This is a genomic window from Microbacterium laevaniformans (genome assembly GCF_016907555.1).
In the GTDB taxonomy this organism is placed as follows: Bacteria; Actinomycetota; Actinomycetes; order Actinomycetales; family Microbacteriaceae; genus Microbacterium; species Microbacterium laevaniformans.
On record NZ_JAFBCE010000001.1, the window covers coordinates 211,926 to 238,066 of the forward strand.

The 26,141-nt window shown below is 71.9% G+C and carries 21 protein-coding genes; 16 read left to right on the forward strand and 5 right to left on the reverse strand.

Translation table 11 applies throughout. From position 1 onward, the window contains the following. Positions 1-54: 54 nt before the first annotated feature. From glgX to JOE53_RS15175, 15 genes are all read left to right on the forward strand, one after another. Positions 55-2,265 carry a glycogen debranching protein GlgX gene (gene glgX, locus JOE53_RS00920; RefSeq protein WP_204946482.1) on the forward strand — a complete coding sequence of 737 codons (2,211 nt, stop codon included), beginning with the start codon at positions 55-57 and terminating at the stop codon, positions 2,263-2,265. Positions 2,266-2,267: 2 nt separating this feature from the next. Further along, complete coding sequence (treY, locus tag JOE53_RS00925) at positions 2,268-4,670, forward strand: malto-oligosyltrehalose synthase (protein ID WP_204946483.1); 2,403 nt, start codon at positions 2,268-2,270, stop codon at positions 4,668-4,670. A 165-nt stretch (positions 4,671-4,835) separates the two neighbouring features. Continuing rightward, positions 4,836-6,488 (forward strand): TIGR04028 family ABC transporter substrate-binding protein, encoded by a 1,653-nt coding sequence (locus JOE53_RS00930; protein ID WP_005050599.1) that lies wholly within the window; start codon positions 4,836-4,838, stop codon positions 6,486-6,488. A 34-nt stretch (positions 6,489-6,522) separates the two neighbouring features. Next, the gene (locus JOE53_RS00935; RefSeq protein WP_005050597.1) at positions 6,523-7,572 is read left to right on the forward strand and encodes an ABC transporter permease; all 1,050 of its coding nucleotides are present in this window, start codon (positions 6,523-6,525) and stop codon (positions 7,570-7,572) included. Beyond that, positions 7,569-8,465, forward strand: a complete 897-nt coding sequence (locus JOE53_RS00940; protein ID WP_005050596.1) for an ABC transporter permease — start codon at positions 7,569-7,571, stop codon at positions 8,463-8,465. The genes JOE53_RS00935 and JOE53_RS00940 overlap by 4 nt, the downstream gene beginning before the upstream one ends. Continuing rightward, positions 8,462-10,144, forward strand: a complete 1,683-nt coding sequence (locus JOE53_RS00945; RefSeq protein ID WP_204946484.1) for a dipeptide ABC transporter ATP-binding protein — start codon at positions 8,462-8,464, stop codon at positions 10,142-10,144. Before JOE53_RS00940 ends, JOE53_RS00945 begins: the two co-directional genes overlap by 4 nt. Further along, entirely contained in the window at positions 10,141-11,214 is a 1,074-nt protein-coding gene (locus tag JOE53_RS00950; protein WP_005050594.1) for a putative FMN-dependent luciferase-like monooxygenase, read from the forward strand. Before JOE53_RS00945 ends, JOE53_RS00950 begins: the two co-directional genes overlap by 4 nt. Beyond that, positions 11,211-11,855, forward strand: a complete 645-nt coding sequence (locus JOE53_RS00955) for a CMD domain protein (RefSeq protein ID WP_204946485.1) — start codon at positions 11,211-11,213, stop codon at positions 11,853-11,855. Before JOE53_RS00950 ends, JOE53_RS00955 begins: the two co-directional genes overlap by 4 nt. 1 nt (position 11,856) lies before the next feature. Beyond that, complete coding sequence (locus JOE53_RS00960) at positions 11,857-12,480, forward strand: alkylhydroperoxidase domain protein (RefSeq protein ID WP_005050592.1); 624 nt, start codon at positions 11,857-11,859, stop codon at positions 12,478-12,480. Between the two features lie 18 nt (positions 12,481-12,498). Continuing rightward, entirely contained in the window at positions 12,499-13,146 is a 648-nt protein-coding gene (locus JOE53_RS00965) for a VOC family protein (RefSeq protein ID WP_016463609.1), read from the forward strand. Continuing rightward, positions 13,143-14,375, forward strand: coding sequence for an amidohydrolase (locus tag JOE53_RS00970; protein WP_204946486.1), 1,233 nt, complete (start codon positions 13,143-13,145; stop codon positions 14,373-14,375). The genes JOE53_RS00965 and JOE53_RS00970 overlap by 4 nt, the downstream gene beginning before the upstream one ends. A gap of 181 nt (positions 14,376-14,556) precedes the next feature. Next, positions 14,557-14,757, forward strand: coding sequence for a preprotein translocase subunit YajC (locus JOE53_RS00975; RefSeq protein ID WP_204946487.1), 201 nt, complete (start codon positions 14,557-14,559; stop codon positions 14,755-14,757). A gap of 55 nt (positions 14,758-14,812) precedes the next feature. Then, on the forward strand, positions 14,813-16,606 hold the full coding sequence (gene treZ, locus JOE53_RS00980; RefSeq protein WP_204946488.1) for a malto-oligosyltrehalose trehalohydrolase: 1,794 nt from the start codon (positions 14,813-14,815) through the stop codon (positions 16,604-16,606). A 151-nt stretch (positions 16,607-16,757) separates the two neighbouring features. Further along, positions 16,758-17,117: a hypothetical protein gene (locus JOE53_RS15170; RefSeq protein WP_407663918.1), complete on the forward strand. Its 360-nt coding sequence runs from the start codon at positions 16,758-16,760 to the stop codon at positions 17,115-17,117. Then, positions 17,081-17,446, forward strand: coding sequence for a hypothetical protein (locus JOE53_RS15175; protein WP_407663919.1), 366 nt, complete (start codon positions 17,081-17,083; stop codon positions 17,444-17,446). Before JOE53_RS15170 ends, JOE53_RS15175 begins: the two co-directional genes overlap by 37 nt. 24 nt (positions 17,447-17,470) lie before the next feature. On the opposite strand, the gene JOE53_RS00990 is transcribed toward JOE53_RS15175, so the two are convergent. The 3 genes from JOE53_RS00990 to JOE53_RS01000 form a co-directional block, all read right to left on the reverse strand. Next, positions 17,471-18,196 (reverse strand): glutamine amidotransferase-related protein, encoded by a 726-nt coding sequence (locus tag JOE53_RS00990; protein ID WP_061683092.1) that lies wholly within the window; start codon positions 18,194-18,196, stop codon positions 17,471-17,473. 50 nt (positions 18,197-18,246) lie between these two features. After that, positions 18,247-18,873 (reverse strand): LysR family substrate-binding domain-containing protein, encoded by a 627-nt coding sequence (locus JOE53_RS00995; RefSeq protein WP_061683093.1) that lies wholly within the window; start codon positions 18,871-18,873, stop codon positions 18,247-18,249. A gap of 196 nt (positions 18,874-19,069) precedes the next feature. Continuing rightward, positions 19,070-19,477, reverse strand: coding sequence for a UDP-3-O-(3-hydroxymyristoyl)glucosamine N-acyltransferase (locus tag JOE53_RS01000; protein ID WP_005050582.1), 408 nt, complete (start codon positions 19,475-19,477; stop codon positions 19,070-19,072). Positions 19,478-19,566: 89 nt separating this feature from the next. On the opposite strand from JOE53_RS01000, the gene JOE53_RS01005 reads away from it, so the two are divergent. Further along, positions 19,567-20,229, forward strand: coding sequence for a YitT family protein (locus tag JOE53_RS01005; protein WP_061683094.1), 663 nt, complete (start codon positions 19,567-19,569; stop codon positions 20,227-20,229). 164 nt (positions 20,230-20,393) lie between these two features. On the opposite strand, the gene JOE53_RS01010 is transcribed toward JOE53_RS01005, so the two are convergent. Together JOE53_RS01010 and JOE53_RS01015 are read right to left on the reverse strand one after the other, a co-directional pair. After that, entirely contained in the window at positions 20,394-21,167 is a 774-nt protein-coding gene (locus JOE53_RS01010; protein WP_061683095.1) for a DNA-formamidopyrimidine glycosylase family protein, read from the reverse strand. Positions 21,168-21,200: 33 nt separating this feature from the next. Next, the gene (locus tag JOE53_RS01015) at positions 21,201-26,069 is read right to left on the reverse strand and encodes an Lhr family ATP-dependent helicase (RefSeq protein ID WP_204946489.1); all 4,869 of its coding nucleotides are present in this window, start codon (positions 26,067-26,069) and stop codon (positions 21,201-21,203) included. Positions 26,070-26,141: the final 72 nt, after the last annotated feature.

The following is a 26,141-nucleotide window of genomic DNA, read 5'->3' on the forward strand; positions in this document are numbered from 1 at the left end:
TCGAGCGTGTGGCAACGGTGTCACCGAACGATGTCACCGAACAGGGAGTCGCACATGCAGTCATGGCCAGGATCCGCGTACCCGCTCGGGGCGACGTTCGACGGCAGCGGGACGAACTTCGCGCTGTTCAGCGAGGGCGCTGAGCGCGTCGAGCTGTGTCTGTTCGGCGATCGCGGCAAGGAGACGCGTATCGAGATGCGCGACGTCGATGCGTTCGTGTGGCACGTCTACCTGCCGACCGTGCAGCCGGGCCAGCGTTACGGCTACCGCGTCCACGGGCCGAACGATCCGTCCAACGGTCAGCGCTTCAACCCGAACAAGCTCCTGCTCGACCCTTACGCGAAGGCCGTCGAGGGGCAGGTGCAGTGGGGTCAGGAGGTGTTCGGCTACGACTTCGGCGACCCCGACTCCCGCAACGACGAGGACTCCGCCCACGCCATGATGAAGGGCGTCGTCGTCAACCCGTTCTTCGATTGGGCGGGTGACCGGCTGCCGAAGACGCCATATGCCGAGAGCGTCATCTACGAAGCCCATGTGAAAGGCCTGACGGAGCTCCACCCCGAGATCCCCGAGGAGATCCGCGGCACCTACAGCGCGATCGCCCACCCGGCGATCATCGAGCACCTCAAACACATCGGCGTGACGGCGATCGAGCTCATGCCGGTGCACCAGTTCGTGAACGACTCGACCCTCCAGGAGAAGGGCCTCAGCAACTACTGGGGCTACAACACGATCGCCTTCCTCGCGCCGCAGAACACCTACGCCTCGACCGGCCAGCGTGGCCAGCAGGTGCAGGAGTTCAAGAGCATGGTGAAGGCGCTGCACGCCGCCGGCATCGAGGTCATCCTCGACGTCGTCTACAACCACACGGCCGAGGGCAACCACATGGGTCCGACGTTGTCGATGCGCGGCATCGACAACGAGGCGTATTACCGTCTCGAAGCCGACGACAAGCGGTATTACACCGACTACACCGGCACCGGCAACAGCATGAACGTCGGCAACCCGCACACGCTCCAGCTGATCATGGACTCGCTGCGCTACTGGGTGCTGGAGATGCACGTCGACGGTTTTCGGTTCGATCTGGCGGCCACCCTCGCCCGCGAGTTCTACGAGGTCGACCGGCTCGCGGCGTTCTTCGAAATCGTGCAGCAGGATCCGGTGATCTCGCAGGTCAAGCTCATCGCCGAGCCCTGGGACATCGGACCCGGCGGCTACCAGGTCGGCAACTTCCCGCCGCAGTGGACGGAGTGGAACGGCAAGTACCGCGACACCGTCCGCGACCTGTGGCGCGGCGAGCCCGCGACGCTCGGAGAGTTCGCGTCACGTCTGACGGGTTCGGCGGACCTGTACGAGAACTCGGGACGTCGACCCGTGGCATCCATCAACTTCGTCACCGCGCACGACGGCTTCACGCTCCGCGACCTCGTCTCGTACAACGAGAAGCACAACGAGGCCAACGGCGAGGACAATAACGACGGTGAATCGCACAACCGCTCGTGGAACTGCGGTGTCGAAGGCCCCACCGACGACCAGGGGGTGCTGACGCTGCGTGCGCGTCAGCAGCGCAACTTCCTGGCGACGCTGCTGCTGAGCCAGGGCGTGCCGATGATCTCGCACGGCGATGAGCTCGGCCGCACTCAGGGCGGCAACAACAACGGGTACGCGCAGGACAACGACATCACCTGGATCGACTGGAACCACGTCGACCAGCCGCTCGTCGAGTTCACGGCGGCCCTTGCCCGGCTGCGCCGCGAGCACCCGACGTTCCGCCGCAGCCGCTTCTTCGACGGCAGGCCCGTCCGACGTGAGGAGGGCGCGCCGCTGCCCGACATCGCGTGGCTGCGCCCCGACGGCACCGAGATGCAGCCCGAGGACTGGGAGTCCGGCTTCGGCCGGTCCGTCGGGGTCTTCCTCAACGGCGACGGCATCCGGGAGCGCGACCGCCGCGGCGAGCAGATCGTCGATCGTCACTTCTTCATCCTGTTCAACGCGGGTGATGAAGGGCTCTCCTTCACGATCCCCCGCGCGGAGTTCAGCCCGCAGTGGGAGATCGTCGTCGACACCACGGGCCAGCTCACCGACACCGAGCCGCTCCGCGGCGGCGACGCCATCGACCTGGCCGGACGCTCCCTCGTCGTCCTGCGCGACTACCAGGAGGAGAAGCCGGACGTCGACCACTCCGTCGCCGCGTCGCTGGCGGCGCTGACGGTACCGATCGACATCGTCCGCTCGCCCGCCCCGCAGCCCGAGCTGCCGCACTGACCGTGGCCGACGACCCGCGCGGCGCGCCCGCCTCGACCTACCGCCTCCAGGTGCGCGCGTCGTTCGACCTGGATGCCGCGGCCTCCGTCACCGGCTACCTGCACGATCTCGGCGTCGATTGGGCCTACCTGTCGCCGATCCTGCAGGCGGCCTCCGGCTCAGACCACGGCTACGACGTGGTGGACCCCACGCGGGTGGACGCCGACCGGGGCGGCCCGGGCGGACTCGAGAGGTTCGTCGCCGCGGCACGGGAGGCCGGTCTCGGCATCCTCGTGGACATCGTGCCGAACCATCAGGGCGTGGCCGATCCGACCGAGAACCCGTGGTGGTGGGACGTCCTGACCCACGGACGGGCGTCACGGCACGCGCACGCGTTCGATATCGATTGGGCGCACGGCGCCGAGCGTGTCGTGCTGCCCGTGCTGGGTGGCACCCTCGACGAGGTGCTCGGCGCCGGCGAGATCGAGGTGGCACCCCCGGCGGCCGACGACGACGATTTCGGCACGGCGCGCTACTACGACCTCGTGCTGCCGCTGGCCCCCGGCACCGCGCCGCTGCACGCGACGACCGACCGCCTCGCGGTGCGCGACGTGCTGGAGCGCCAGCACTGGCGGGTGACGTCGTGGCGGCGGGATGCCGAGGAGCTGAACTACCGTCGCTTCTTCACGGTGACCTCACTCGCGGGCGTGCGGGTCGAGCTGCCCGACGTGTTCGCCGCGTCGCACGGGGAGATCCTCCGATGGGTGCGCGAGGGGCTCGTCGACGGTCTGCGCATCGACCATCCCGACGGCCTGGCCGATCCGGGCGGCTACCTCGACGCACTCGCGGCCGCGGTCGTGGAGGCCCGCGGCGCCGCGTCGACCCCCGCCTTTCCCGTCTACGTGGAGAAGATCCTCGAGCCGGGGGAGGAGTTGCCCGGCTGGTGGGCCACCGACGGCACCACCGGCTACGACGCCCTCGGCGAGATCGACCGGGTGCTCGTCGACCCGGCCGGCGCGCCGGCGCTGACCGCGCTCGACGAGCGCCTGCGCGGCGGGCCCGTGGACTGGCACGACATGATCGCCGGCACCAAGCGCGAGATCGCCGACACGTCGCAGGCCGCCGAGGTCGGTCGCCTCATCCGCTGCCTGCCGGACGCCGTGCGCGCCGACCTGGGCGACGACCGTGCCCGTGACGCGTTCGCCGAGCTGCTCGCCGCCTTCCCCGTCTACCGCGCGTACCTTCCGGCCGGCCGCGAGCTGCTGGCGGATGCCGTGGCCACGGCATCCGCGCGCCGGCCCGACCTCGCCGACGCCCTCGTCGTGCTGGCGGAGCTCGTCGCCGATACCGACGCCGAACTGTCGCGGCGCTTCATGCAGACCACCGGCCCGGTGACCGCCAAGGGCGTCGAGGACCGCGCGTTCTACCGGTACACGCGGCTGAGCTCGCTCACCGAGGTGGGCGGCGACCCGTCGTGGTTCGCGCTCGACGTCCCCGGGTTCCACGCGGCGTTCACGCGTCGTCAGGCGTCGTGGCCGCACGCGCTCACGGCGCTGACGACGCACGACACCAAGCGCTCCGAGGACGTGCGGGCGCGCCTGTCGGTGCTCGCGGAGATCCCCGACCGCTGGGCGGCGGCGCTGGACGCGCTGCGTGCGACGGCATCCACCGGGGACGGCCCGCTCGATGCGCTCCTGTGGCAGGCGGTGATCGGTGCATGGTCGGACGATCCGGCCCTGCCCGAGCGGCTGCACGCGTACGCCGAGAAGGCCGCGCGTGAGGGCGACGTCGGCACGAGCTGGACCGATCCCGACGAGGCGTTCGAAGCGCGCGTCCACGGACTCGTCGACGCGGCGTTCGATGCCGCGCGGCCGACGGTCGAGGCGCTCGTCGCCGACGTCGTGGATGCCGGCCGCTCGAACTCCCTGTCGGCGAAGCTGCTGCAGTTGGCCGGACCCGGCGTGCCGGACGTCTACCAGGGCACGGAGCTGTGGGACCTCTCGCTCGTCGACCCCGACAACCGGCGCCCCGTCGATGTCGCCCGCCGCCGCGCGCTGCTCGCACGGCTCGACGACGGATGGATGCCGTCGGTCGACGACACCGGTGCCGCCAAGCTCCTCGTCGTGTCGCGGACCCTGCGGCTGCGCCGTGCCCGGCCCGACCTGTTCACGCGGTACACGCCGCTGCCCGTCGTCGGTGCGGCATCCGCGCACGCCGTCGCGTTCGACCGGGGCGGTGCGATCGCCGTCGCGACGCGTCTGCCCGTCGGGCTCGCCGCGCGCGGCGGCTGGGGCGACACCGCGGTGCTGCTGCCCACGGGACGCTGGCGCGATGCGTTCACCGGACGCGAGCTCGCCGGCGGGGCCGCGCCCCTGGCCGTCGTTCTCGCCGACCTGCCGGTCGCGCTGCTGGTCGCGGCCGACTGACCGCTCGGCGCGAGCGAGCGCAGCGAGTCGAAAAGGGGTGCGTATGACGTTTCGTGACGATCGCTTACGTCACGTGACCGCCGGTTGGTCCCGCCGGATGCAGCCGTGGTGGGGTGGATCATCCCGCTCACCGCAGCGCCGCCCGGCGCACACCAGGAGACCACCATGTCCCGACTGACCCGCACGACCCTCGTCGTGGCATCCACCCTCGCCGCGGTCGCCCTCCTCGCCGGTTGCGCTTCCGGCAGTGCCGCCCCCGCCGCCTCCGCCGGAGGCGAGCCGAAGACCGGCGGCACGCTCACCTACCTGGAGCCGCAGACGTGGACGACGCTGTACCCGCCGTCCGCGGGCTTCTACCCCAACGGCGGCATCGTCAACAACGTGACCGATCGCCTGCTCTACCAGAACCCCGAGACGCTCGAACTCGAGCCGTGGATCGCGACCGACTACAAGGTCAACGACGATGCCACCGAGTACACGTTCGACCTGCGCACCGACGTCACGTACTCCGACGGCACGCCGCTGACCGCCGCGAACGTCGTGAAGAACATCGACCTCTACGGCAAGGGCGACAAGGCGCGGGCGCTTCCGGTGTCGGAGGCGATCAACAACTACGACCACGGCGAGGTGACCGGCGACCACACGGTCGTCTTCCACTTCACGGCGCCGTCGCCCGGCTTCGCGCAGGCCGTCTCGACCATCAACTCGGGCCTGCTGTCGGATGCGACCCTCGACCGCACGAGCGAGCAGTTCGGACCGGGCAACGCCACCAAGATCATCGGCAGCGGCCCGTTCGTCATCTCCGACGAGCAGATCGGCACGCAGACCAGCGTCACCGCGCGCAAGGACTACAACTGGGCGCCGCCGTCGCTGAAGCATCAGGGCGCCGCCTACCTCGCGGGCGTCAACTACGTCGTCGCGGCCGAGAACAGCGTGCGCGTCGGCACCGTCGTCGCAGGCCAAGCCGACATCGCCCGCAACATCCCCGCCCCCGACGAGGCGCAGTTCGCCGCCGGCGGCCTGTCGCTGCACGCCGCCGCCACCAACGGCGTCAACAACGGCCTGAGCTTCCGCTTCCGTGAGCCGCGTCTGGCCGACGTGCGTGTGCGTCAGGCGATCATCGCGGGCATCGACCGTCAGAAGATCGTCGACACCCTGTTCACGAAGAACTACCCGCTGGCCACCGGCGCGCTCGCCAAGACCGCCCTCGGCTACGTCGACACCTCCTCGTACTACACGTACGACCCGGCCAAGGCCGCGTCGCTGCTGGATGCCGCGGGGTGGACCCTCGGATCCGACGGCATCCGTGCCAAGGACGGCGAGAAGCTCACGCTGAGCTTCAACGAGGCGCTGCCGCAGCCGCGCTCGAAGGAGGTCGTGACCCTCATCCAGGAGCAGCTGGGCAAGCTCGGCATCCAGGTGTCGTTGTTCGCCGGCGACATGGCCGCGCAGACCAAGGCGTCCACCGACCAGAGCGTCATCCAGGTGTACCACTCCATGGTCGGCCGCGCGGACTTCGATGTGCTGAAGTCGCAGTACTTCTCGAAGAACCGCAACACGCTGCTCAACCTGAACCCCGCGGACGGCAGCATCGGTGACCCGCAGCTCGACACGCTCCTGCAGGCGATCGCGTCCGAGCCCACGACGGCCGAGCGTCAGGCGGCATCCGAGGCGGCGCAGACCTACCTCGCCGAGAACGCCTACATCCTGCCGATCTTCGAGGAGCCCCAGGTCTTCGGCCTGACCGCGAAGGTCCAGGGCTTCGCGACCGAGTCGGTCGGTCGCCCGACCTTCTCCTCGACCTGGCTCGCGGGCTGAGCGACCGGCCCTCGGATCGGTTCACGGAGAATCCATGTCGTACGTCCTTCGTCGTGTGGGCCAGGCGGTGCTCGTCCTCGCTCTGGCCTACACGGCGGCATATCTGCTGCTGGCGGCCCTCCCCGGTGACGCCGTCATCGCGCGGTACGGCGCGCCGGAGCTCGGCCTCACCCCTGAGCAGATCGAGGCCATCCGCCAGTCGCTCGGCGCCGATCAGCCCCTCATCGTGCAATACGTCCGCTCGATCGCGGGCTTCCTCACGGGCGACTTCGGCTACTCGGTGGCCAGCGGCGCGGCCGTCTCCGACCTCATCGCGACGGCGTTGCCGCCCACCCTGACCCTGGCGGTGCTCGGTCTCGCATTGGCGGTGTTCCTCGCGGTCACGATCGCCTTCACCGCGACGTACGGTGCGGGTCGCGGGCTGCGTCGGGTGTTCCGCGGCATCCCGCCCCTGTTCGTCTCCCTGCCGGTGTTCTGGATCGGCATCATCCTGATCCAGGTGTTCTCGTTCCGGCTCGGGCTCGTGCCCGTCATCGGGGCCAACCCCGTGCAGGCGCTCATCCTGCCGGTGATCACCCTGGCGACCCCGATCGCGGCGCCCCTCTCACAGGTGCTGATGCGTTCGATCGACGAGGTGCGCGAGCAGCCGTTCGTCGCCGTCGTGCGTGCGCGCGGGGCGAGCACGCCGTGGCTGCTGTGGCGAAACGTCGCCCGCAACGCGCTGCTGCCGACCCTGACGATGGCGGGACTGCTCTTCGGCGAGCTCGTGGGCGGTGCGGTCGTGACCGAGACGGTCTTCGCCCGCGCCGGCATCGGCCAGCTCACGGCGCAGGCGGTCGCCAACCGCGACACCCCGGTGCTGCTCGCCGTCGTCGTGATCTCCACCGTCGCCTTCGTCGTCATCAATCTGATCGTCGACCTGCTGTACCCCGTGCTCGACGCGAGGCTGCGCACCTCCGGGCCCACCCGCGGGTCGGTCGCGGCACCGCGCGAAGATGCCGCCGACCGCGCCGTCGACGAGCTCGTGGATGCCGAGGTCGGTGCCACCGTGGCGGCCGCCGCCTCCCGAGGAGGGAACCGATGACCGCCCTGGCCACCACCGCTGGACTCGCCGGCGACACCGCACCCGGCGACCCGGGCCCCGGCGCCCCCGCTCCCGACCGGCGCCTGCGCTGGCGGAGCCTCGTCTCGCGCGTCGGGTTCGTCCTGCCGGCGCTCGTGATCCTCGTCGCCCTGCTGTGGGCGCTGTTCCCGGGCCTGTTCACGGCCCAGAACCCCACCGAGACGGTCGCGCCCGCGCTGCAGGCGCCCAGCGCCGAGCACTGGTTCGGCACCGACGCCACCGGCCGCGATCTCTACGCCCGTGTCGTCTACGGCGCCTCGCAGTCGATCATCGGCGCGCTCGTCGCCGTGCTCGTCGGCCTCGTCGTGGGCACCGCCATCGGCCTCGCGGCCGGAGCGCTCGGCGGCGCCGTCGACGAGGTGCTCATGCGCGTCGTCGACGTGCTGCTCGCGATCCCCGCACTGCTGCTGTCGCTGAGCGTCGTGATCCTGTTGGGCTTCGGCACCACGAGCGCCGCCGTCGCGGTCGGGGTCACCTCGATCGCGGTGTTCGCGCGCCTGGCGCGCTCGCGCGTCGTGAGCGTTCGGGTCACCGACTTCGTCGAGGCGGCCTACGGCTCGGGCGGCACGTTCTTCGGCGTGCTGTGGCGCCACATCCTGCCCAACTCGCTCACTCCGGTGATCGCGCTGGCGGCGCTGCAGTTCGGCTCGGCGATCCTGCAGATCTCCACCCTCGGCTTCCTCGGCTACGGCGCCCCGCCGCCCACGCCCGAGTGGGGCCTGCTGATCGCCGAGGGACGCAACTACGTCGCCACCGCCTGGTGGCTCACGGTGCTGCCCGGCCTGATCGTCGTGTTCGTCGTGCTGGCGACCAACCGCCTCAGCCAGGCCCTTCGAGGAGGGGATGCCGCATGAGCGCGCAGCCACTGCTGTCCATCCGCGACCTCGCCGTGCAGTACCGCACGCGTCGCGGTGCCGTCGAGGCCGTCCGCGGGGTCTCGTTCGACGTCGAGGCGGGGTCGGTCACGGCTCTGGTGGGCGAGTCCGGTTCGGGCAAGACGACCGTCGCCCAGTCGGTCATCGGCCTGCTCGCCGCCAACGGCCGCGTCTCCGGCGGCAGCATCCGACTGTCCGAGCGCACCGACGGGCCGACCGAGCTCGTCGGTCTCGGCGAGCGCCGCTGGCGGCATCTGCGCGGACGCTGCATCGCGCTCATCCCGCAGGACCCGGGCAACTCGCTCAACCCGGTGGCCACCATCGGCTGGAGCGTCGGCGAAGCCCTCCGCATCCACGGGTGGAAGGACCGCGCCAAGATCCAGGCGCGCGTCATCGACCTGCTCGAACGCGTCGGCATCGACGACCCCGAGGCTCGCGCACGTCAGTATCCGCACGAGCTGTCCGGGGGTATGCGCCAGCGGGTGCTGATCGCTGCGGCGCTCGCGCTGCAGCCCGAGCTGATCATCGCCGACGAGCCCACGAGCGCGCTCGACGTGACGGTGCAGCGGACCGTCCTGGACCTTCTCGACGAGCTGCGCGCCGAGACGGGCACCGGCATCCTCTTCATCACGCACGACCTCGCCGTCGCCGCAGACCGCTCCGACGCGCTCGTCGTGATGCAGGGTGGCCGCGTGCAGGAAGCGGGGCCCACGGCTGAGGTCCTGCCGGCGCCGACGTCGGACTACACCCGCACGCTCCTCGCCGACGCACCCTCACTCGCCCGCGTCGTCGAGCGCACGGCGCCGGATGCTGCCGCCCTCGCCGACACCCTCGTCGAGGTCTCCGGGCTCACGCAGGAGTTCCGCCGCGCGGGACGCTCGCCGCTGGTCGCCGTCGACGACGTGTCGTTCACCGTCGCCCGCGGCACGACGCACGCCCTCGTCGGGGAGTCGGGCTCGGGCAAGACGACGACAGGGCGCTCGATCGCGGGCTTCAACAGCCCGACGCGCGGCACGATCCGTGTCGGCGGAACCGAGGTCACCGCGCTCGCCGGCGGACGGTCACGCCGCGCGTTCCACCGCACCACCCAGCTCGTCTACCAGAACCCGTACGCGTCGCTCGATCCGCGCCAGAGCATCGCCGACATCCTCGCCGAGCCCCTGCGCAACTTCGGCATCGGCACCCGCGGCGAGCGGGCCGACCGGGTGGCGCATCACCTCGAGCTCGTCGCCCTCGCGCCCGAGATCGCGTCGCGGCATCCGCGGGAGCTCTCCGGCGGGCAGCGCCAGCGCGTGGCCATCGCCCGTGCGCTGATCGTGGAGCCCGAGCTGGTCGTGCTCGACGAGGCCGTCTCGGCCCTCGATGTGACGGTCCAGGCGCAGATCCTGCGGCTGCTCGCGCGGCTGCAGAGCGAACTCGGACTGACCTACGTGTTCATCTCGCACGATCTCGCCGTCGTTCGCCAGATCGCCGACACCGTCTCGGTGCTCCGCCGCGGCCGTCAGGTGGAGCACGGCGCGGCCGCCGCGGTCTTCGCCGGTCCGCAGCACGCGTACACGCGTGAGCTGCTCGCCGCGATCCCGGGGGCGTCGCTGCGCGAGGAGCTCCCGGCATCGCCGTCCCCGTCCATCCCCCGCAAGGAAGAGGTATCCGCATGAGCGGTCCCCGTCTCGGCTTCTTCAGCCGTGTGCTCGAAGAGGCCTCCGCCGTCGATCGCTACCGGTTCGCGATCGAGCAGATCGCCCACGCGGAGCGCCACGGCTTCGCCTCGGCATGGCTCGCGCAGCACCACTTCGGCGAGCACGAGGGAGGACTGCCGTCGCCGTTCGTGCTGCTGGCCGCCGCGGCGGAACGCACGAGCCGTATCGCGCTGGCCACCGGCGTCGTCACGCTTCCGCTCGATGACCCCCTGCGCGTCGCCGAGGACGCCACCGTGCTCGATCAGCTCAGCGGCGGACGTGTGCAGCTGGGCCTCGCCACCGGCGGCACGCCCTCCTCGTTCGCGGCGTTCGGACGCGAGTCCGACCGTCGCCGCGAGATCTTCGCCGATCACCTGGACGTGCTCCTCGACGCGCTCGAGGGTCGCGGCATCCGAGGGACCGACTCGCGCATCTATCCCGCCGCCGGCGACCTGTCGTCCCGTATCTGGCAGGCGACGTTCTCGGTCGACGGGGGCCGCCGCGCGGGAGAGCGCGGCGACGGTCTGCTGCTCTCGCGCACCCAGCCCCGTACGCCGGAAGCTCCCGGCGCCCCCCTGCACGAGCTGCAGCTGCCGATCATCGAGGCCTACCGGGCCGCCCTGCCCGAGGGGGCGCCGGTCCGCGTGCTCGCGTCGCGAACCGCGCTCGTCGTCGACCCCGAGGACCGCACGCGCGCTCTCGAACTCGCTGGTGACGGCCTCCGCCACCTCGCCCGCACGATGTTCGGCATCGACACCGACGGGGTCGCGCTCGACGAGCTCGTCCGGATCACCGACACCCATGTGGGCACGGTCGACGAGGTCGTCGCATCGCTGTCGGCCGACCGGACGCTGCCGGCCGCCAGCGACGTCTCGTTCCAGGTGCACTCGATCGCGGCGACCCATGAGCTGACCCTCCGCTCCCTCGAGCTGCTGGCCGGCGAGGTCGCCCCCCGCCTCGGCTTCGCCGTCGGAGCGGATGCCGCCGCCGCGCTCCACCACGCCCACCGCCCGCTCGCCCTCGCCGCCCCCTCGGAAGGACTCGCATGAGCACCCCCACCGCCGACATCATCGACCTGCTCGCCGGCATCGCCGCGAACGACCCGCTCGCCGCCGTACGCGACCAGCGTGCCCAGGCCCGCGAGAACGCGCAGCGCAGCTTCGAGGCGCTGCTCGAGCCGTCCGCGCCCGGCACGTTCGCGCTGGCGGAGCGTTACGCCGTCGCCTCGTTCGTCTCGCAGCTGCACGGCTTCGCCGAGGCGACGGCGTTCTACGGCGACCTTCTCGGCGACGAGGCGCCCGCGCTGATCGCCGTCGTCGCGGATGCCGCGACCGACGCCGCCGCGACCGGTCCGTTCGGCGCGTACCGCGAGCCGAACCTGCAGGACGAGTCGACCGACGGCGTGCGCTGGGCTGCGGATGCCGAGACAGCCGCAGCGCTGGGCCCGCGGCTGTCCGCCGGGTTGGCGCACACGCACCTGCTCGTCTTCCGTCCGCGCGAGGTCCGCGCCGAGGCGCTGCAGGCGCTCGTGGATGCCGGGTGGAGCCCCGACGACATCGTGTCGCTGTCGCAGCTCGTCGCCTTCCTGAGCTTCCAACTGCGGGTCGCCTGGGGGCTGCGCGTGCTGGCCGCGGCATCCGCGCCGCTCGCGACCTCCGCCGCGTCCGCCACCGTCTCCGAAGGAGCCTGACATGACCGACGTCGTCACCACCTACGCCGAGCTGGCTCGACCCGACGCGTTCACGCAGGAAGGCCTCGGCTGGGTGCCGTGGCTTCTTCCCGTGGCCGAGGACGAGCTGACCGACGCGCAGCGCGACGCGCTCATCGAGCCCGCGCGCGCGAAGATGCCGTACTTCCGGCTGCTCGCCCGCGACCCCGAGGCGCTGCGCGCCCGCACCCTCACCGACCTCGACATCTTCTACAACGTGTCGGGCGGCATCGGCCGCGCCGAACGCGAGCTCGCCGCCGCGGCGACCTCGCGCCACAACGGCTGCGTCTTCTGCGCGTCGGTGCATGCGGCCTCCGCCACGCGCGAGTCGGGCCGGCAGGCCGACGTGCAGCGCCTTCTCGACGAGGGGGTGGAGGCCGACCTCGGCGACGAGACGTGGAACGCGGTGGTCGCGGCATCCGTGGCGCTCGCCGACACCCCGCTCGCGTTCGGCGACGCCGCCATCGCACGGCTGCGTGCGGCCGGTCTGGATGACGCCGAGATCGTCGACGTCATCGGCGGCGCGGCTTTCTTCAACTGGGCGAACCGGCTCATGCTGTCGCTCGGCGAGCCCGAAGTGCCCGCCCGCCGCCCGTCCGCCCGATAAACCGAGAACGAGGACACCATGAGCATTCCCACCCTTCTGGACCACGTCGTCATCGCCGGCCCCGACCTGGCCGCCTTGGTCGAGTGGTTCGCCGAGCGCACCGGCGTCGTCGCCGCACCCGGCGGCGCCCACCCGACCGGCACCGCCAACGCGCTCGTCGCGCTCACCGTCGACGGCCGTCGCGGCCCGCAGTACATCGAGCTGATCGGCCCGAACCCCGCGCGTTCCGAGCCGGAACTGCCGGAGACCTTCGGCATCTCGACCCTCACCGGGCCGAGTGTGCAGGCCTACGCGGTGCACCCGGCCGACATCGAGGCCACCGTCGCCACGGCGCGCGCCGGCGGCTACGACCCCGGCGATGTCAGCGACCTCTCGCGCCGCACGCCCGACGGAACGCTGCTGGAGTGGCGGCTCACCCGCGGCGAGAACCGTCGCCTCGACGTGCCGTTCCTCATCGACTGGGGCACCACGGCGCAGCCGGGGCTCAGCGACATCCCCACCATCGAGCTCGTCTCGCTCGTGCGCACCGAGCCCGACCCGGCGCCGCTGCAGGAGATCCTCGCCGCGTTCGGCCTGGGCGACGGCGTCGCGGAGGTCGTGACGGGCGAGGAGCCGGGGTTCCGGATCACGCTGCGCCGCGCCGACGGCGAGCTCGTCGAGCTGTGAGCGCCGAGGCGGCGCCGTCGCCGGCCGCGGTTGACGCGGGCCTCGCGGCCGCCGTCGAGCGCCTGCGTCCCGAGCTCGCGCGGCTCGCGCGCGAGCCCGAGATCGGCTTCGAGGAGCATGCGTCCGTCGCGCGCATCGCGGCGCTGCTCGCCGCGCACGGTGTGGACGCCGAGGTGGGCGCGTTCGGCCTCGACACCGCCCTGCGGGCGACGGCGGGCGCGGATGCCGCGGCATCCGGCTCGCACTTCGCGATCATCGCGGAGTACGACGCCCTGCCGGGCATCGGTCACGCCTGCGGGCACAACGTCATCGCGGCGGTCGCGGTGGGGGCGTTCCTCGCGGCCGCGCCGGTGGTCGCCGACCTCGGTGGACGTCTGTCGCTGATCGGCACCCCTGCGGAGGAGAACGGCGGCGGCAAGGAGCTCATCATCCGCGCCGGCGGTTTCGACGACGTGGATGCCGCCGGCATGGTGCACCCCTCGAGCGGATCGGGCACGAGCTCCGTGCTCGGACAGCGCACGACGGGTGTGCGCCGCGTGGCGGTGACATTCCACGGGCGTGCGGCGCACGCGGCGGGAGCGCCGTGGCTCGGACGCAACGCCCTCGACGCGGTCGTCACCGCCTACCAGAGCGTGGCCCAGCTGCGTCAGCACATCCTGCCGAGCGACCGCCTGCACGGCATCATCACCGACGGAGGCGCCGCGCCGAACATCGTCCCCGAGCGGGCGTCGGCTCTTTTCTACGTGCGATCCGCCGACGTCGGGCAGCTGCGTGAGCTCACCGATCGCGTCGTCGCGGTACTCGAGGGCGCGGCGCTCACCACCGGCACCCGCGCCGAGATCGACGTCGACCCGGTCCCGCCGTACCTGCCGCTGCAGACGAACACTGCGCTGACCTCGCGCTGGGTGGATGCCTTCGCCGCACGCGGGCACGAGGTCCCGCCGCCGGGCGAGCCGCCGCAGGGCGGACCGTCGACCGACATGGGAAACGTCAGCCGGCTCGTCCCGTCGATCCACCCGTCGCTGGGACTCGGCGGACCCGACGACGTGTTCCCGCACAACGCGGCCTTCGCCGAGCTCACCGTGCTCCCCGCGGCCGTCGACGCCCTGGTGGATGCCGCGGCGGCCCTCGCCGCCACGGCGGTCGCCTACACGGCCGACCCGCAGTTGCGCGCCGCGGCGGCCGCGGAGTTCGCGGCATCCGGCGGTCCCTCGCGCTGGGAGGACTGAGGCTCGTGGCCGCCCGCGGCGACCGCCCCCACGAACTCCGCAGATCCTGACGAACTCCGCACGCAGACGCGGCATCCGGTGCGGAGTACGTCACATTCTGCGGAGTTCGCGGCAGGATGCGAGCGCGTCGATTCGTCGTACGGGGGATGCCGCGGCAGGAGGTCTTCGCTAGCGTCGAGTCATGGCCGAGCCGAGCGGGCAGCAGCAGAGCTATCTCGGGGTGGCCATCGCGTTCTTCGCGATCGCCGTCTCGATGGGGCTGACGATGCACAACTGGACGGTGGCGCTGCCGTTCGGCGTGCTCGCCGTCGTCTTCTTCTTCCTCGGACGCCGCCCGACACCCGACGAAGACGACGACGGCAACTCCGACGGCACGTCGTAGGCCGTTCCGCGTCAAGGGGTGCGGGGCACCCGTCCGTGACAGGCAGGATGGTCGCATGACGATCGAGGTGTGGGCGCCGCGTGCGGCGCGGGTGCGACTGCGTCTGGCCGGTCTCCCGGACGGCGCTCCGGACATCGAGATGACGCCGCGGGATGCCGGCTGGTGGACGACTCTCGCGACGCCCGACCCGGGCGAGGAGTACGGATTCGTGCTCGACGACGGCGACGTGCGCCCCGACCCGCGCTCCCGCCGCCAGCCGCGCGGGGTGCACGATCTGTCGGCGTGGGACGACGCGGCATCCTTCGTATGGAGCGATGCCGCCTGGACCGGACGGCAACTCGCCGGGGGGTTGATCTACGAGCTGCACGTCGGCACGTTCACCCGCGAGGGCACATTGGATGCCGCGATCGGCCGCCTGCCCCACCTGGTCGAGCTGGGTGTCACACACGTCGAGCTGCTGCCGGTCAACGGCTTCAACGGCACCCACAACTGGGGCTACGACGGCGTGCTCTGGTACACCGTGCAGGAGGACTACGGCGGCCCGGAGGCCTACCGACGCTTCGTCGACGCGGCTCACGGAGCGGGACTGGCGGTCGTGCAGGACGTCGTCTACAACCACCTCGGCCCCTCCGGGAACTACCTGCCCGAGTTCGGACCGTACCTGCGCGACGGGCAGAGCACCACGTGGGGATCGAGCATCGACCTCGACCAGCGGGCGGTGCGCGACTACATCATCGACAATGCGCTGATGTGGCTCGGTGAGATGCACGTCGACGGCCTGCGGCTCGACGCCGTGCACGCGCTGCACGAGTCCGCATCGAGCCCGGTGCACATCCTGCAGGAGATCGCCGAGCGGGTCGACGCACTGTCGGCGCACGTCGGCCGTCCGCTGAGCCTCATCGCGGAGAGCGATCTGAACGATCCGATCATGATCCTGCCGCGCGAGGCCGGCGGGTACGGGCTGACCGCGCAGTGGGTGGACGACTGGCACCACGCCGTGCACGTCGCCCTCACCGGGGAGACCGAGGGGTACTACGCCGACTTCGCCGATCCGCAGGCACTGCCGAAGACGTGGACGGGCGGCTTCTACCACGACGGCACGTTCTCGTCCTTCCGGGGTCGCGAGTGGGGCGCGCCCCTTCCTGCGGCGGTACCGTCGTGGCGCCTCGTCACGTTCGCGCAGGACCACGACCAGATCGGCAACCGCGCGGCCGGTGACCGGCTCAGCCAGTCGCTGACGCCGGCACGCCTGGAGGTCGCGGCGGTGCTCACGATGACGGCGCCCGGCACTCCGATGCTGTTCATGGGGGAGGAGTGGGGGGCCTGCACGCCATGGCAGTTCTTCACCTCGCACCCCGAACCCGAGCTCGCCGCCGCGACCCGCGAGGGACGCAAGGCCGAGTTCGCGCGGATGGGGTGGGACGAGTCGCTCGTGCCCGACCCCAACGACCCGGGGACGTTCGAGCGGTCGAAGCTGGACTGGTCCGAACTCGACGAACCCGCCCACGCGCGCCTGCTGTCGCTGTACCGGGCACTCGCACGACTGCGGCGGGATCATGCCGAGCTGACCGATCCCGACCACCGGGGCCATGCGGCCGAGAGCGTCGGCGACGGACGATGGATCCTTCACCGCGACACCGCGTCGGTGTACGTGAACCTCTCGCCCGAGCCGTGGACCGTCGATCTCACGGATCGTGAGGTGTGGCTCGCGACGACGACGGCGCACGAGCATCTCGTGGATGCCGGGCCCCTCGTGCTCTCGGCCGACTCCGCCGCTGTCGTCGGTGCGCGTGGCGGCGACGGCCTGGTACCGACCCGCGGTCACGCCGTGTACACGCCCGCGGACTGAGCGCCCGCTCGGGTGCGTGGGCGGCGCGCCGGCGAGCTGAATCGGTGTCGCGTTCTGCGGCATCCGTGGGGGCGAGGCCGCTGGTCGCGCGCCGGTGGGGCGCGTGTCAAGGGTCTGGTGCGCGGCGGCATCCGTTCATACCGTGGGTCGCATGGACGACTCCCGTCCGACCGGAACCGACCTCGCCCGCCAGATCGTGGTCATCTCCACCGTGGTCTTCATGATCATCGCGGCGATGGTGGGGACGGGCCTGTTCGGCGGCACCAATGTGCGCGAGCTGCAGGGCGGGGCGCTGGATGCCGATGCCACCGTGCTCGCGCCGGCGACACCGGCCTTCTCGATCTGGTCGCTCGTCTACCTGCTGATGATCGCGTACACGATCTGGCAGGCGGTGCCGCGCCAGCGCGCGCGGGAGCGTCAGCGCCGCGCCGGCTGGTGGATCGCCGTCACCGCCGTGCTGAACGGCGACTGTTCATGGACGCGACCGTCGGCATCCACCTCGGATGGGTGAGCCTGGCCACCGTCGCGAACATCACGGCGTGGCTGTCCGCCGAGGTCGTCTCGCCGATGGATGCCGACAGTCAGCAGCTCTGGGGGGTCATCGTGCTCGTGGTGGTCGCACTCGTGGGCATCGCGATCGCGTTCGGCACCGGCGGGCGTATCGCTCCCGCTCTCGCGATGTCGTGGGGACTCGTGTGGATCGGTGTCGCGCGCACCAGCGGTGAACCGCACGCGCCCGCCGTCGCCACGGCCGCCTTCGTCGTCGCGGCGGTCATCCTGATCGCCGCCGTGGTCGCGACGCTGCGGCGTCGGGTGGTGGCCGGGTCGATCGGCGACTGAACGACGCCGCGCGGACCTGCCCGCTCAGAAGGTCTGCGAGAAGGCGCGGAGGATCCGCACCGGCTCGGTGAGGGACGCGGCGAGCACGCGGGCGGCGATGCGGTCGTAGTCGGGGGCCGCGAAGTAGCCGTCGTCGCGGTACACGGCCATGCGCTCGGTGAATGCCCGGCCGGTGGGTTCGGGGTGGAACTGGGTCGCGTAGAGCGTGTCGCCGAGCCGATAGGCCTGAACGGGGCAGGCGTCATTGGTCGCCAGCAGCACGGCGCCCTCGGGGAGGCGCCCGATGCCTTCCTTGTGCGCCGTCAGCGCCGCGAACGTCGACGCGAGACCCCCGAAGAGGCGATCCTGCTGGGCGTCCGCGGTCAGTGTGACCGTGGTCGGTCCGGTGTCCTCCGGGTACGCCCGGGTCACCTCGCCGCCCAGCGCGCGCGTCGCGACGCCGATGCCGTAGCACGTGAACAGTACGGCGGTCTCGCCGGATGCCGCGGCGTGCGCCAGCTGGGCGAGATCGCCCTCCAGGCGCCGCTGCGCGTCGGTCTTGGCCGACTCGGGATCGGTCACGTTGAAGGGGCTGCCGCCCACGACCGCACCCCGCCAGCGCCGGGCGGCGTCGGTGGGCCACGGATCGCGCACGAGGTCCCAGCGTTCCAGCTCGTTCTCGTCCAGGCGCATCGCCTGGCGGAACGATTCGTACTCAGCGGCTGCCGCGCCCTGCTGCGGGCGTGCGCACACGTATACGAGCGGAGACATGTCGAGAGTCTAGGCGGGCATGCTCCGACGGGGCAGGTGTGTGACGCCGCTCACCGCGACGAGTTGGCGGTGCGCCCCCGCACGATGCCGATGAAGGTCTCCACGAACGCACCGGACGCGGCGTCGGATGCCGTCGCCGGGGCGGCCGGCCACGCCAGGGCGATGCTCGAGGTGGGCCCGTCGGCGAGCGGGCGATGCGCGGCATCCTTCCGGTGGTGCAGGCGCGCCAGCGACATCGGGACGATCACGACCCCGACACCCGACGCCGCGATCGCGATCGCGTCGGCGACGGATTCCGGCGGGGCGAAGCGGGGCATCTCGCCGCCCGCCACCTCGAGCTCCAGGGGAGGATGCTGCGGCGCGATGATCACCTCTCCGACCAGGTCGGCGAGGGTCAGCTCGTCGGCGGCCGTGAGATGGGAGTCGGCCGCGCAGACGACGACGGGCACCTCGTCGTAGAGGGGGATCAGGTGAAGGTCGGTGCGGTCTAGCGGCAGTCGCACGAGTGCCGCGTCGACGGATGCCGTCGCCAGCGCCTGCTGTTGGTCGGCGACGGTCAGCGGCACGAGCTCGAGGGCCACGTGCGGCATCCGCTCACGCCAGGTGCCGATCCACTTGCCGGGAGTGGCGCCCTCGACCGCGCCGAGGCGGAACGGGCCGCGCGCAACGTCGGGCACCGTTGGCGTCTCCGGCTTCGGGCTCGCGCGCTTGGGCGCCGCACCCGTGCGGGCAGCACCCTTCTTCGTCCCGCTCTTCTGAGGAGCACGGCGAGAGGATGCCGAGGGGCGCGCGGGTTTGCCGCCACGCCCGCCTGCTCCTCCTGCTCCGCGTCCGGCCATGCAGGCCAGCGTATCCCGCCGCCGGCGCCGCGGCTCAGGCGGCGAGGCGAAGGCCCCGACGGTCGGTCGCGACGCGCTCGCCGTCGGCGATCTGCTCGTCGTCGCCGATGAGCGATCCGCCCGCCACGCGTGCGTGCGCGCCGACCACGGTACGAACGCCGATCTTGGCGCGAGGGCCGATCGCCGCGCCCGATCCGATGTGCGCGTGCGGGGCGATCTCGACGTCCGGGCCGATGACGGCATCCGGTTCGATCCATGCGCCGCGGCCAATGTGAGCGCCCGCAGCGATCTGCGCGCCCGGTTCGACATACGCGCCCGCTTCGACCAGGGCCGAGGCGTGCACCTTCGCGCCGTTGGCGATCAGACCGCGGCCGTTGACGTGCTTGCGATAACGCAGCGTCTGTCCGCGCTCGTCTTCGATGTCGATGTAGTTCTTACCCACGAATCCCTCCTGGTATCCGCAACGGTGGTGACCGCCGGATCATTCCCACGGCCAGTCCCGTGACGCCGGGTCGCGTGTGGCTTGCGAAGATGGATGCTGTGAACACACCTGCGGAGGGCGACCCGACGACCGGTCCCACTCTTGTCTTCGAAGCCAAGACCCAAGATCACTCGGTCGCGGAGGACATTCTCGGCATCCTCACAGGAACGTTCCTCGTGTCCGTGGGCCTGCACCTGCTGCATGCGGCGGGCGCCGTCACCGGCGGCACCGCCGGGCTCTCCCTGCTGCTGGGGTACGCCACCGGATGGCCGTTCTGGGTGCTGTTCGCCGCCGTCAACGTGCCGTTCGCGCTGCTGGCCGTATGGCGGCGCGGGTGGGACTTCACGATCCGCACGATCGTCTGCATCGCGCTGGTCTCCGTGCTCGCCCCGCTGCACGACGCGCTCTTCCCGATCAGCGGTCTCCAGCCGCTGTACGGCACTCTCGCAGGGAACCTGCTCGCCGGTGTCGGGGTGCTGATCCTCTTCCGGCACCGCGGCAGCGTCGGCGGCATCAACATCGTCGGCCTCGAGATCCAGGACCGCACCGGCTTCCGCGCGGGCTGGACGATGATGATCTTCGATGTGCTGATCGTCGCGCTGGCGCTGCTGGTGGTGCCCTGGCCGAACGTGGTGATGAGCGCCGTCGGTGCGATCCTCCTCAACCTCGTCCTCGCCCTCAACCACCGCCCCGGCCGCTACCTCGGCCGCTGAGGTGCGGGCCGGCCCGGCCCGGCCCGGCGCGGCGGCCCGGCCCGCACCGGATGCGGGGATCGGCAACGGATGCGGATCGAAGGATGCCGCGGCATCCGATTCTGTTGCGACGATCCGCATCTGTTGCGGCGGCTCCGCCGTCGTGGCGGGGCGGGAGGGTGCGGTCAGGTCTGGCAGAGCGGGCACCAGAACACGATGCGCTCGCTGGTCTCGGTGGCGCCGAGCTCGGTGCGGCGGATCGGCGTGCCGCAGCGCAGACACGGCTTGCGCTCGCGGCGGTACACCCAGTTCTGCCGACCGGGACGCGTGTCGCCGGTGAACGTGCGCGACGCGCGGTCGCGGTTCGCCCGGATCATGCGCGAGGCCGTCTCGACGAGACCGGCCGCATCGACGGCGGCGGCGGGCGTGGTCGGAAGGATGCCGCGGACGAACAGCAGCTCGTTGGCGTACTCGTTGCCCAGGCCCGCGAGGTTGCGCTGATCGAGGATCGCGACGTGGACGGCCCGGTCATCGGCGAGGATGCGCCGCGCGGCCTCCTCGGCATCCCAATCCGGGCCGAGCAGGTCGGGGCCGAGGTGGCCGACCAGCTCGTCTTCGTCGGCGGTGGGAACGAGGTCGACCATCGCGATCTCGAAGCCCACGGCATCCACCTCCGCGGTGCCGACGATCGCGCGCGCCTGGTACGCCGGGGCGCGCCACCGCTCGCCGCGGCGGAACACCAGCCAGCGCCCCTCCATCTTCAGGTGCGAGTGCAGCGTGAAGGAGCCGATGCGCATGAGGAGGTGTTTCCCGCGCGGGATGACCTCGTGCACGACCTCGCCGGTGAGGTCGGCCGTCGCATACCGCGGCACGCGCAGCTCGAAGCGTGCGACCTCGGCGCCGGCGATCGCTTCGTGCAGCCGCCGCGCCGTGCGGAAGACGGTGTCACCCTCAGGCACGACCGGCTCCCGGCGGGCACGCGGTGAGGCGGCTCATCGCTGACGCCGCAGAGTGAGGCCGCGGCTGGACTCGACGAACCCTGCGGCCTGCAGGGCGCGCCCCGCCGCGGTGCCGTACACGAAGGCTCCGGACACCTGCTCGACCGTGAGCGTGTCGAGGCGATGGGTGCGCGCCGTCGTGACGAGGCTCGCGGCCGCGGCGGCCAGCACCTCGTCGTCGTCGTCGAACACGAGCGCCGATCGGCCGCCGCGTTCGAGGTAGAACACCAGCTCACCGTCGACGAGCGTGACCAGTCCGCCGGCTTTGCGTCCCGGACGATGCGCGACGCCCTCGAGCGCCGGCCAGGCGAGCGCGGCGCCGTACGGGTTGGCCGGATCGGTGGCCGCGAGTGTCACGGCGCGACGCGGGGGCGGGTCGGCAAGAGCGGCGTACTCGCGGAGGCGGTCGACGGTGGCGGATGCCGCGAACTGTGCGGCCCCGAGCTTCTCGATGAAGTAGCCGCGGCGACAGTGCCCGGCATCCTCGAATCCGGCGAGCACACGGTACGCCTGCGCGAACCCGCCCGGGATGCCCTCGGCCTGCACACTGCCGCGCGTGACGACGCCGTAGCGCTCCAGGAGAAGGCTCGCCGAGGCCGTCGCGCGCAGTGCGCCGTCGGCGGACGGCTCGGGCAGCAGCGACCAGCGTCCCCCGGCCATCGGCGCGCGCGGTGCGGCGGCGCGCGCGGCCGTCAGGGTCGTCGGGATGGAGGTGCCGCGGAACATCCGGGCGCGGGGCGCGCGTCGTGTCGTGCGATGGGCTTGCGAGCCCCCGGCGAGGAGCCCGCGGACGGGCGCGAACGTGTCGTTGGTCACCCGTCCGGTCCAGGCGAGGTTCCAGAGCGCGTCGACGACGGCCTGTTCGCTCGTCGCCTGCGTCATCGCCGCCAGCTGACCGGCGAAGAACGCGCCACCGGCGCGAAGCGCGTCGATGATGCGCTGCTCCGCTGCGGAGGGCTCCTCCGGGTCTTCGGCCGGGATGAGGGTGAGGGTCACGGTGTCGGCCGGGTGGAGGGCGATCCAACCGTCGCGGCCCGGCAGCGAGCCGTGGCCCGACCAGACGACGTCGCCGGTCGAGGTGAGCTCGTCGAGCATCGCCGGTGTGTAGTCGCTCACCCGCAGGGGCAGGATCAGCGACTCCCAGGCGCTCGCCGGAAGGGGCACGCCCGCGAGCAGCTCGATGACGGCGAGCACACCGTCGACGCCTTCGAGTGGACGTCCGCCGGCCGCCCCGGCGATGTGCTGCCACGCCGGGAGGAAGCGCGCGTAGGAGGCCGGCGCCACCGGTTCGACGGTGCCGCGGATCGCGGCGAGGGAGCGCAGGCGCAGGCGTCGCAGCACCTCGCTGTCGCACCATTCCACGTCGTCGACGCCGGTGCGGGCGCCGCCCTCGTCGCCGGGAACCGATCGCGGGGCCGCCCCCTCGGGCAGGAAGAAGCCGCTCGCCACGCGCCCCTGCGACTCCAGTCGTTGCAGCGTCTGGCGGGCCACGGCGGCGCCGATGCCCAGCCGCCGGGCGACATCGGCCGTGCGGAACGGGCCGTGCGTGCGCGCGTGGCGCGCGATCAGGTCGGCGAGCGGGTCGACGACGGGTTCGAGGAAGGCCAGCGGGATGCCGACGGGCAGCGCGGCTCCCAGAGCGTCGCGGAGCCGGCCGGCGTCCTCGATGGCCGCGACTCGCTCCACGCCGCCGACACTCACGCGGATCGCGCGGCGCGCGGCGACGAGCTGGTCGAGGAAAGCGGATGCCGCCGCGTGTGCGGCCGCGTCGGTCTCGGCATCCGACGGGGGAGGTGCTGGTGCGGTCGCGGTGGTGGTGTGCGGGGCGCCGGCAGACGCATCCTGCGTCGGCGTGGCCGTCTCTGCCAGTCGCGCCGCGACCTCGGCGGCGTCGAGCGGTCCGAGAAGGCGCAGCAGATCGGCGACGCCCTCCAGCCCGCGGACGCGCCGCGACGGGTCGAGCCGCTGGGCCTCGCGCTCGAACTGCGCGATGACGGCGGGGTCGAGCAGCTCGCGCATCTCGACCTTGCCGAGCAGCTCGCCCAGCAGGGCGGGGTCGACCGACAGTGCCGCCGCGCGCCGCTCGGCGAGGGGCGAGTCACCCTCGTACATGAAGGCGCCGACGTAGCCGAACAGCAGGTCGCGGGCGAACGGCGAGGGGGTGCTCGTGGTGGTCTCGACCAGACGGATGCGGCGGTCGCCGATGGAGCGGGCGATGCGCAGCAGCGCCGGGAGGTCGTAGACGTCCTGGAGCACTTCGCGGAGCGTCTCGAGGATGATCGGGAACGTGGGGTGGTTCTTCGCCACCTCCAGCAGCTGGGCCGACTTCTGACGCTGCTGCCACAGCGGCGAGCGTTTGTTGGGGTTGAGGCGGGGCAGCAGCAGGGCGCGTGCCGCGCACTCGCGGAAGCGGGAGGCGAACAGCGCCGAGCCGCCGACCTCGTCGGTGACGAGTTGTCCGAGCTCGTCCGGTTCGAAGACGAACAGTTCCGCTCCGGGCGGTTCGCTCTCGGCATCCGGTACCCGCGCGATGATGCCGTCGTCGCTCGCGACGGCCGAGCCCTCGACACCCAGGCGCTCGCGGATGCGCGCGTTGACGGCCAAGGCCCACGGCGCGTGCACGTGCATGCCGTACGGGGAATGCAGGATGATCCGCCAGTCGCCGACCTCGTCGCGCGAGCGTTCGACTGTGAGGGTGCGGTCGGTCGGAAGACTGCCGGTCGCCTCCTTCTGCTCGTCGAGGTAGGCCAGCAGGTTGCCGATCGCATTGTCGTCGAGCCCCGATTCGCGCAGGCGTGCGGTCGCTTTCTCGGCATCCGCCGCCGCCACCTCGCGCGAGAACCGGCCGAGGGCCTCGCCCAGCTCGGCGGGGCGGCCGAGCCCGTCGCCGTGCCAGAACGGCAGCTTTCCCGGCTGACCGAACGCGGGCAGGACGTTGACGCGATCGTGGGTGATCTCGACGATGCGCCAGCTCGTGGTGCCCAGGGTGAACACATCGTTCACGCGCGACTCGTAGACCATCTCCTCATCGAGCTCGCCCACGCGGGCGTTGCGCGTCTCGCCGGCGACGAAGACGCCGAACAGGCCACGATCGGGGATCGTGCCGCCGCTCGTGACCGCCACGCGCTGCGCACCGGGGCGCGCCGTGAGCGTGCCGTGATCGCGGTCCCAGACGACGCGGGGACGCAGCTCGGCGAACTCGTCCGAGGGATACTTGCCCGCGAGCAGGTCGAGCGTGGCCTCGTAGGCCGAGCGGGGCAGCGTGCGAAACGGTGCCGAGCGCCGCACCGTCTCGAACCACCCCTCGACGTCGACCGGCCCCACCGCGCACGCGGCGATCGTCTGCTGCGCGAGGATGTCGAGCGGGTTCTGCGGCACGCTGATCGCCTCGATCTGGCCCGCCAGCATCCGCTCCGTCACGACGGCGGTGTGCAGCACATCGCCGCGATGCTTGGGGAAGAGGGCGGCGCGGCTCACTTCGCCCACCTGATGGCCCGCGCGTCCGACGCGCTGGAGGCCCGAGGCGGCGGACGGCGGCGCCTCGACCTGGATCACCAGATCGACCTCGCCCATGTCGATGCCGAGCTCCAGCGAGCTCGTCGCGACGACGCAGCGCAGGATGCCGCGCTTCAGCTCGTCTTCGACCTGGGCACGCTGCTCCTTCGAGACCGAGCCGTGGTGGGCCTTTGCCAGCTCCGGTGGGGCGCCGGCACTCGCTCCTGCCTGGGCCATCGTGGCGGCGGGAACGGTCTGCTCGGGAAGGTCGAGACCGAGCCGTTCGGCGTAGATCTCGTTGAGGCGGCCCGTGAGACGCTCGGCGAGACGTCGCGAGTTCGCGAACACGATCGTCGAGCGGTGAGCGAGCACGCGGTCGACGATGGCCTCCTCCACGTGCGGCCAGACCGATCCGGTGATCTCGGACGGCTGTGACGGAGTGAACCAGTCCCCGTCGCCCTCGGCATCCGTCTCCGCGCTCGTCTCGGGGTCGGCCCGCTCGGGTGGCGGGGGCGGGTTGAGCATGTCGGCCATCGGCACGACGACGCGCAGATCGAACGCCTTCGTCGCACGCGGGGCGACGATCTCGACCGGCGCGGAGCCGCCGAGAAAGCGCGCGACCTCGTCGATCGGGCGCACCGTCGCCGACAACCCGACGCGCTGTGCGGCAGGGCGATCGAGATCGTCGTCGCGACGCAGGGCGTCGAGCCGTTCCAGGCTGACCGCGAGGTGCGCGCCGCGCTTGGTCGCCGCGACCGCGTGCACTTCGTCGACGATCACCGTGTGGACGTCGCGTAGGGTCTCGGCCGCCTGCGACGTGAGCATCAGGTAGAGCGACTCGGGCGTCGTGATGAGGATGTCGGGCGGGTCGGCGATGAGCTTGCGGCGATCGGCGGCCGGAGTGTCTCCCGAGCGCACGCCGACGGTGACCTCGGGGAGCGGGATGCCGAGGCGCCTCGCCGCCTGCCCGATTCCCACCAACGGCGAGCGGAGGTTGCGCTCGACGTCGACGCCGAGCGCCTTGAGCGGAGAGATGTAGAGGATGCGCGTGCCGGCGGCATCCTTCTTCCTCGCCGCCTTCTTCCGGGAGCCAGGGGGCTGCTGGGCGGCAGCGGGCTGCTTGGGCGCAGCGGGGTCTTCCGCCGCTTCGGACGCTCGCGGCGCCGGAGCCTTCTCACGGAAGACGCGGTCGATGGCCCAGAGGAACGCCGAGAGGGTCTTGCCCGAGCCGGTGGGAGCCACGACGAGGGCGTGCTTGCCGGCGGAGATCGCATCCCACGCCCCCGCCTGAGCGCTCGTGGGCTGGGCGAAGGCGCCGCGGAACCAGTCCTGGGTCGCAGGACCGAACCGCTCCAGCACATCAGCCATCGCTCCATCATCCCGCGGACCTCCGACACGCGGGCGGATGCTCGCGCCGGGCGTACACGGGCGCACCCGGAC

Excerpts from the sequence above, each read along its gene's own strand:
- glgX (WP_204946482.1), top strand. The coding sequence starts at position 55 with ATGCAGTCATGGCCAGGATCCGCGTACCCGCTCGGGGCGACGTTCGAC.
- JOE53_RS00930 (WP_005050599.1), top strand. The coding sequence starts at position 4,836 with ATGTCCCGACTGACCCGCACGACCCTCGTCGTGGCATCCACCCTCGCC.
- JOE53_RS00935 (WP_005050597.1), top strand. The coding sequence starts at position 6,523 with ATGTCGTACGTCCTTCGTCGTGTGGGCCAGGCGGTGCTCGTCCTCGCT.
- JOE53_RS00940 (WP_005050596.1), top strand. The coding sequence starts at position 7,569 with ATGACCGCCCTGGCCACCACCGCTGGACTCGCCGGCGACACCGCACCC.
- JOE53_RS00945 (WP_204946484.1), top strand. The coding sequence starts at position 8,462 with ATGAGCGCGCAGCCACTGCTGTCCATCCGCGACCTCGCCGTGCAGTAC.
- JOE53_RS00950 (WP_005050594.1), top strand. The coding sequence starts at position 10,141 with ATGAGCGGTCCCCGTCTCGGCTTCTTCAGCCGTGTGCTCGAAGAGGCC.
- JOE53_RS00955 (WP_204946485.1), top strand. The coding sequence starts at position 11,211 with ATGAGCACCCCCACCGCCGACATCATCGACCTGCTCGCCGGCATCGCC.
- JOE53_RS00960 (WP_005050592.1), top strand. The coding sequence starts at position 11,857 with ATGACCGACGTCGTCACCACCTACGCCGAGCTGGCTCGACCCGACGCG.
- JOE53_RS00965 (WP_016463609.1), top strand. The coding sequence starts at position 12,499 with ATGAGCATTCCCACCCTTCTGGACCACGTCGTCATCGCCGGCCCCGAC.
- JOE53_RS00975 (WP_204946487.1), top strand. The coding sequence starts at position 14,557 with ATGGCCGAGCCGAGCGGGCAGCAGCAGAGCTATCTCGGGGTGGCCATC.
- treZ (WP_204946488.1), top strand. The coding sequence starts at position 14,813 with ATGACGATCGAGGTGTGGGCGCCGCGTGCGGCGCGGGTGCGACTGCGT.
- JOE53_RS15170 (WP_407663918.1), top strand. The coding sequence starts at position 16,758 with ATGGACGACTCCCGTCCGACCGGAACCGACCTCGCCCGCCAGATCGTG.
- JOE53_RS15175 (WP_407663919.1), top strand. The coding sequence starts at position 17,081 with ATGGACGCGACCGTCGGCATCCACCTCGGATGGGTGAGCCTGGCCACC.
- JOE53_RS00990 (WP_061683092.1), bottom strand. The coding sequence starts at position 18,196 with ATGTCTCCGCTCGTATACGTGTGCGCACGCCCGCAGCAGGGCGCGGCA.
- JOE53_RS01005 (WP_061683094.1), top strand. The coding sequence starts at position 19,567 with ATGGATGCTGTGAACACACCTGCGGAGGGCGACCCGACGACCGGTCCC.
- JOE53_RS01015 (WP_204946489.1), bottom strand. The coding sequence starts at position 26,069 with ATGGCTGATGTGCTGGAGCGGTTCGGTCCTGCGACCCAGGACTGGTTC.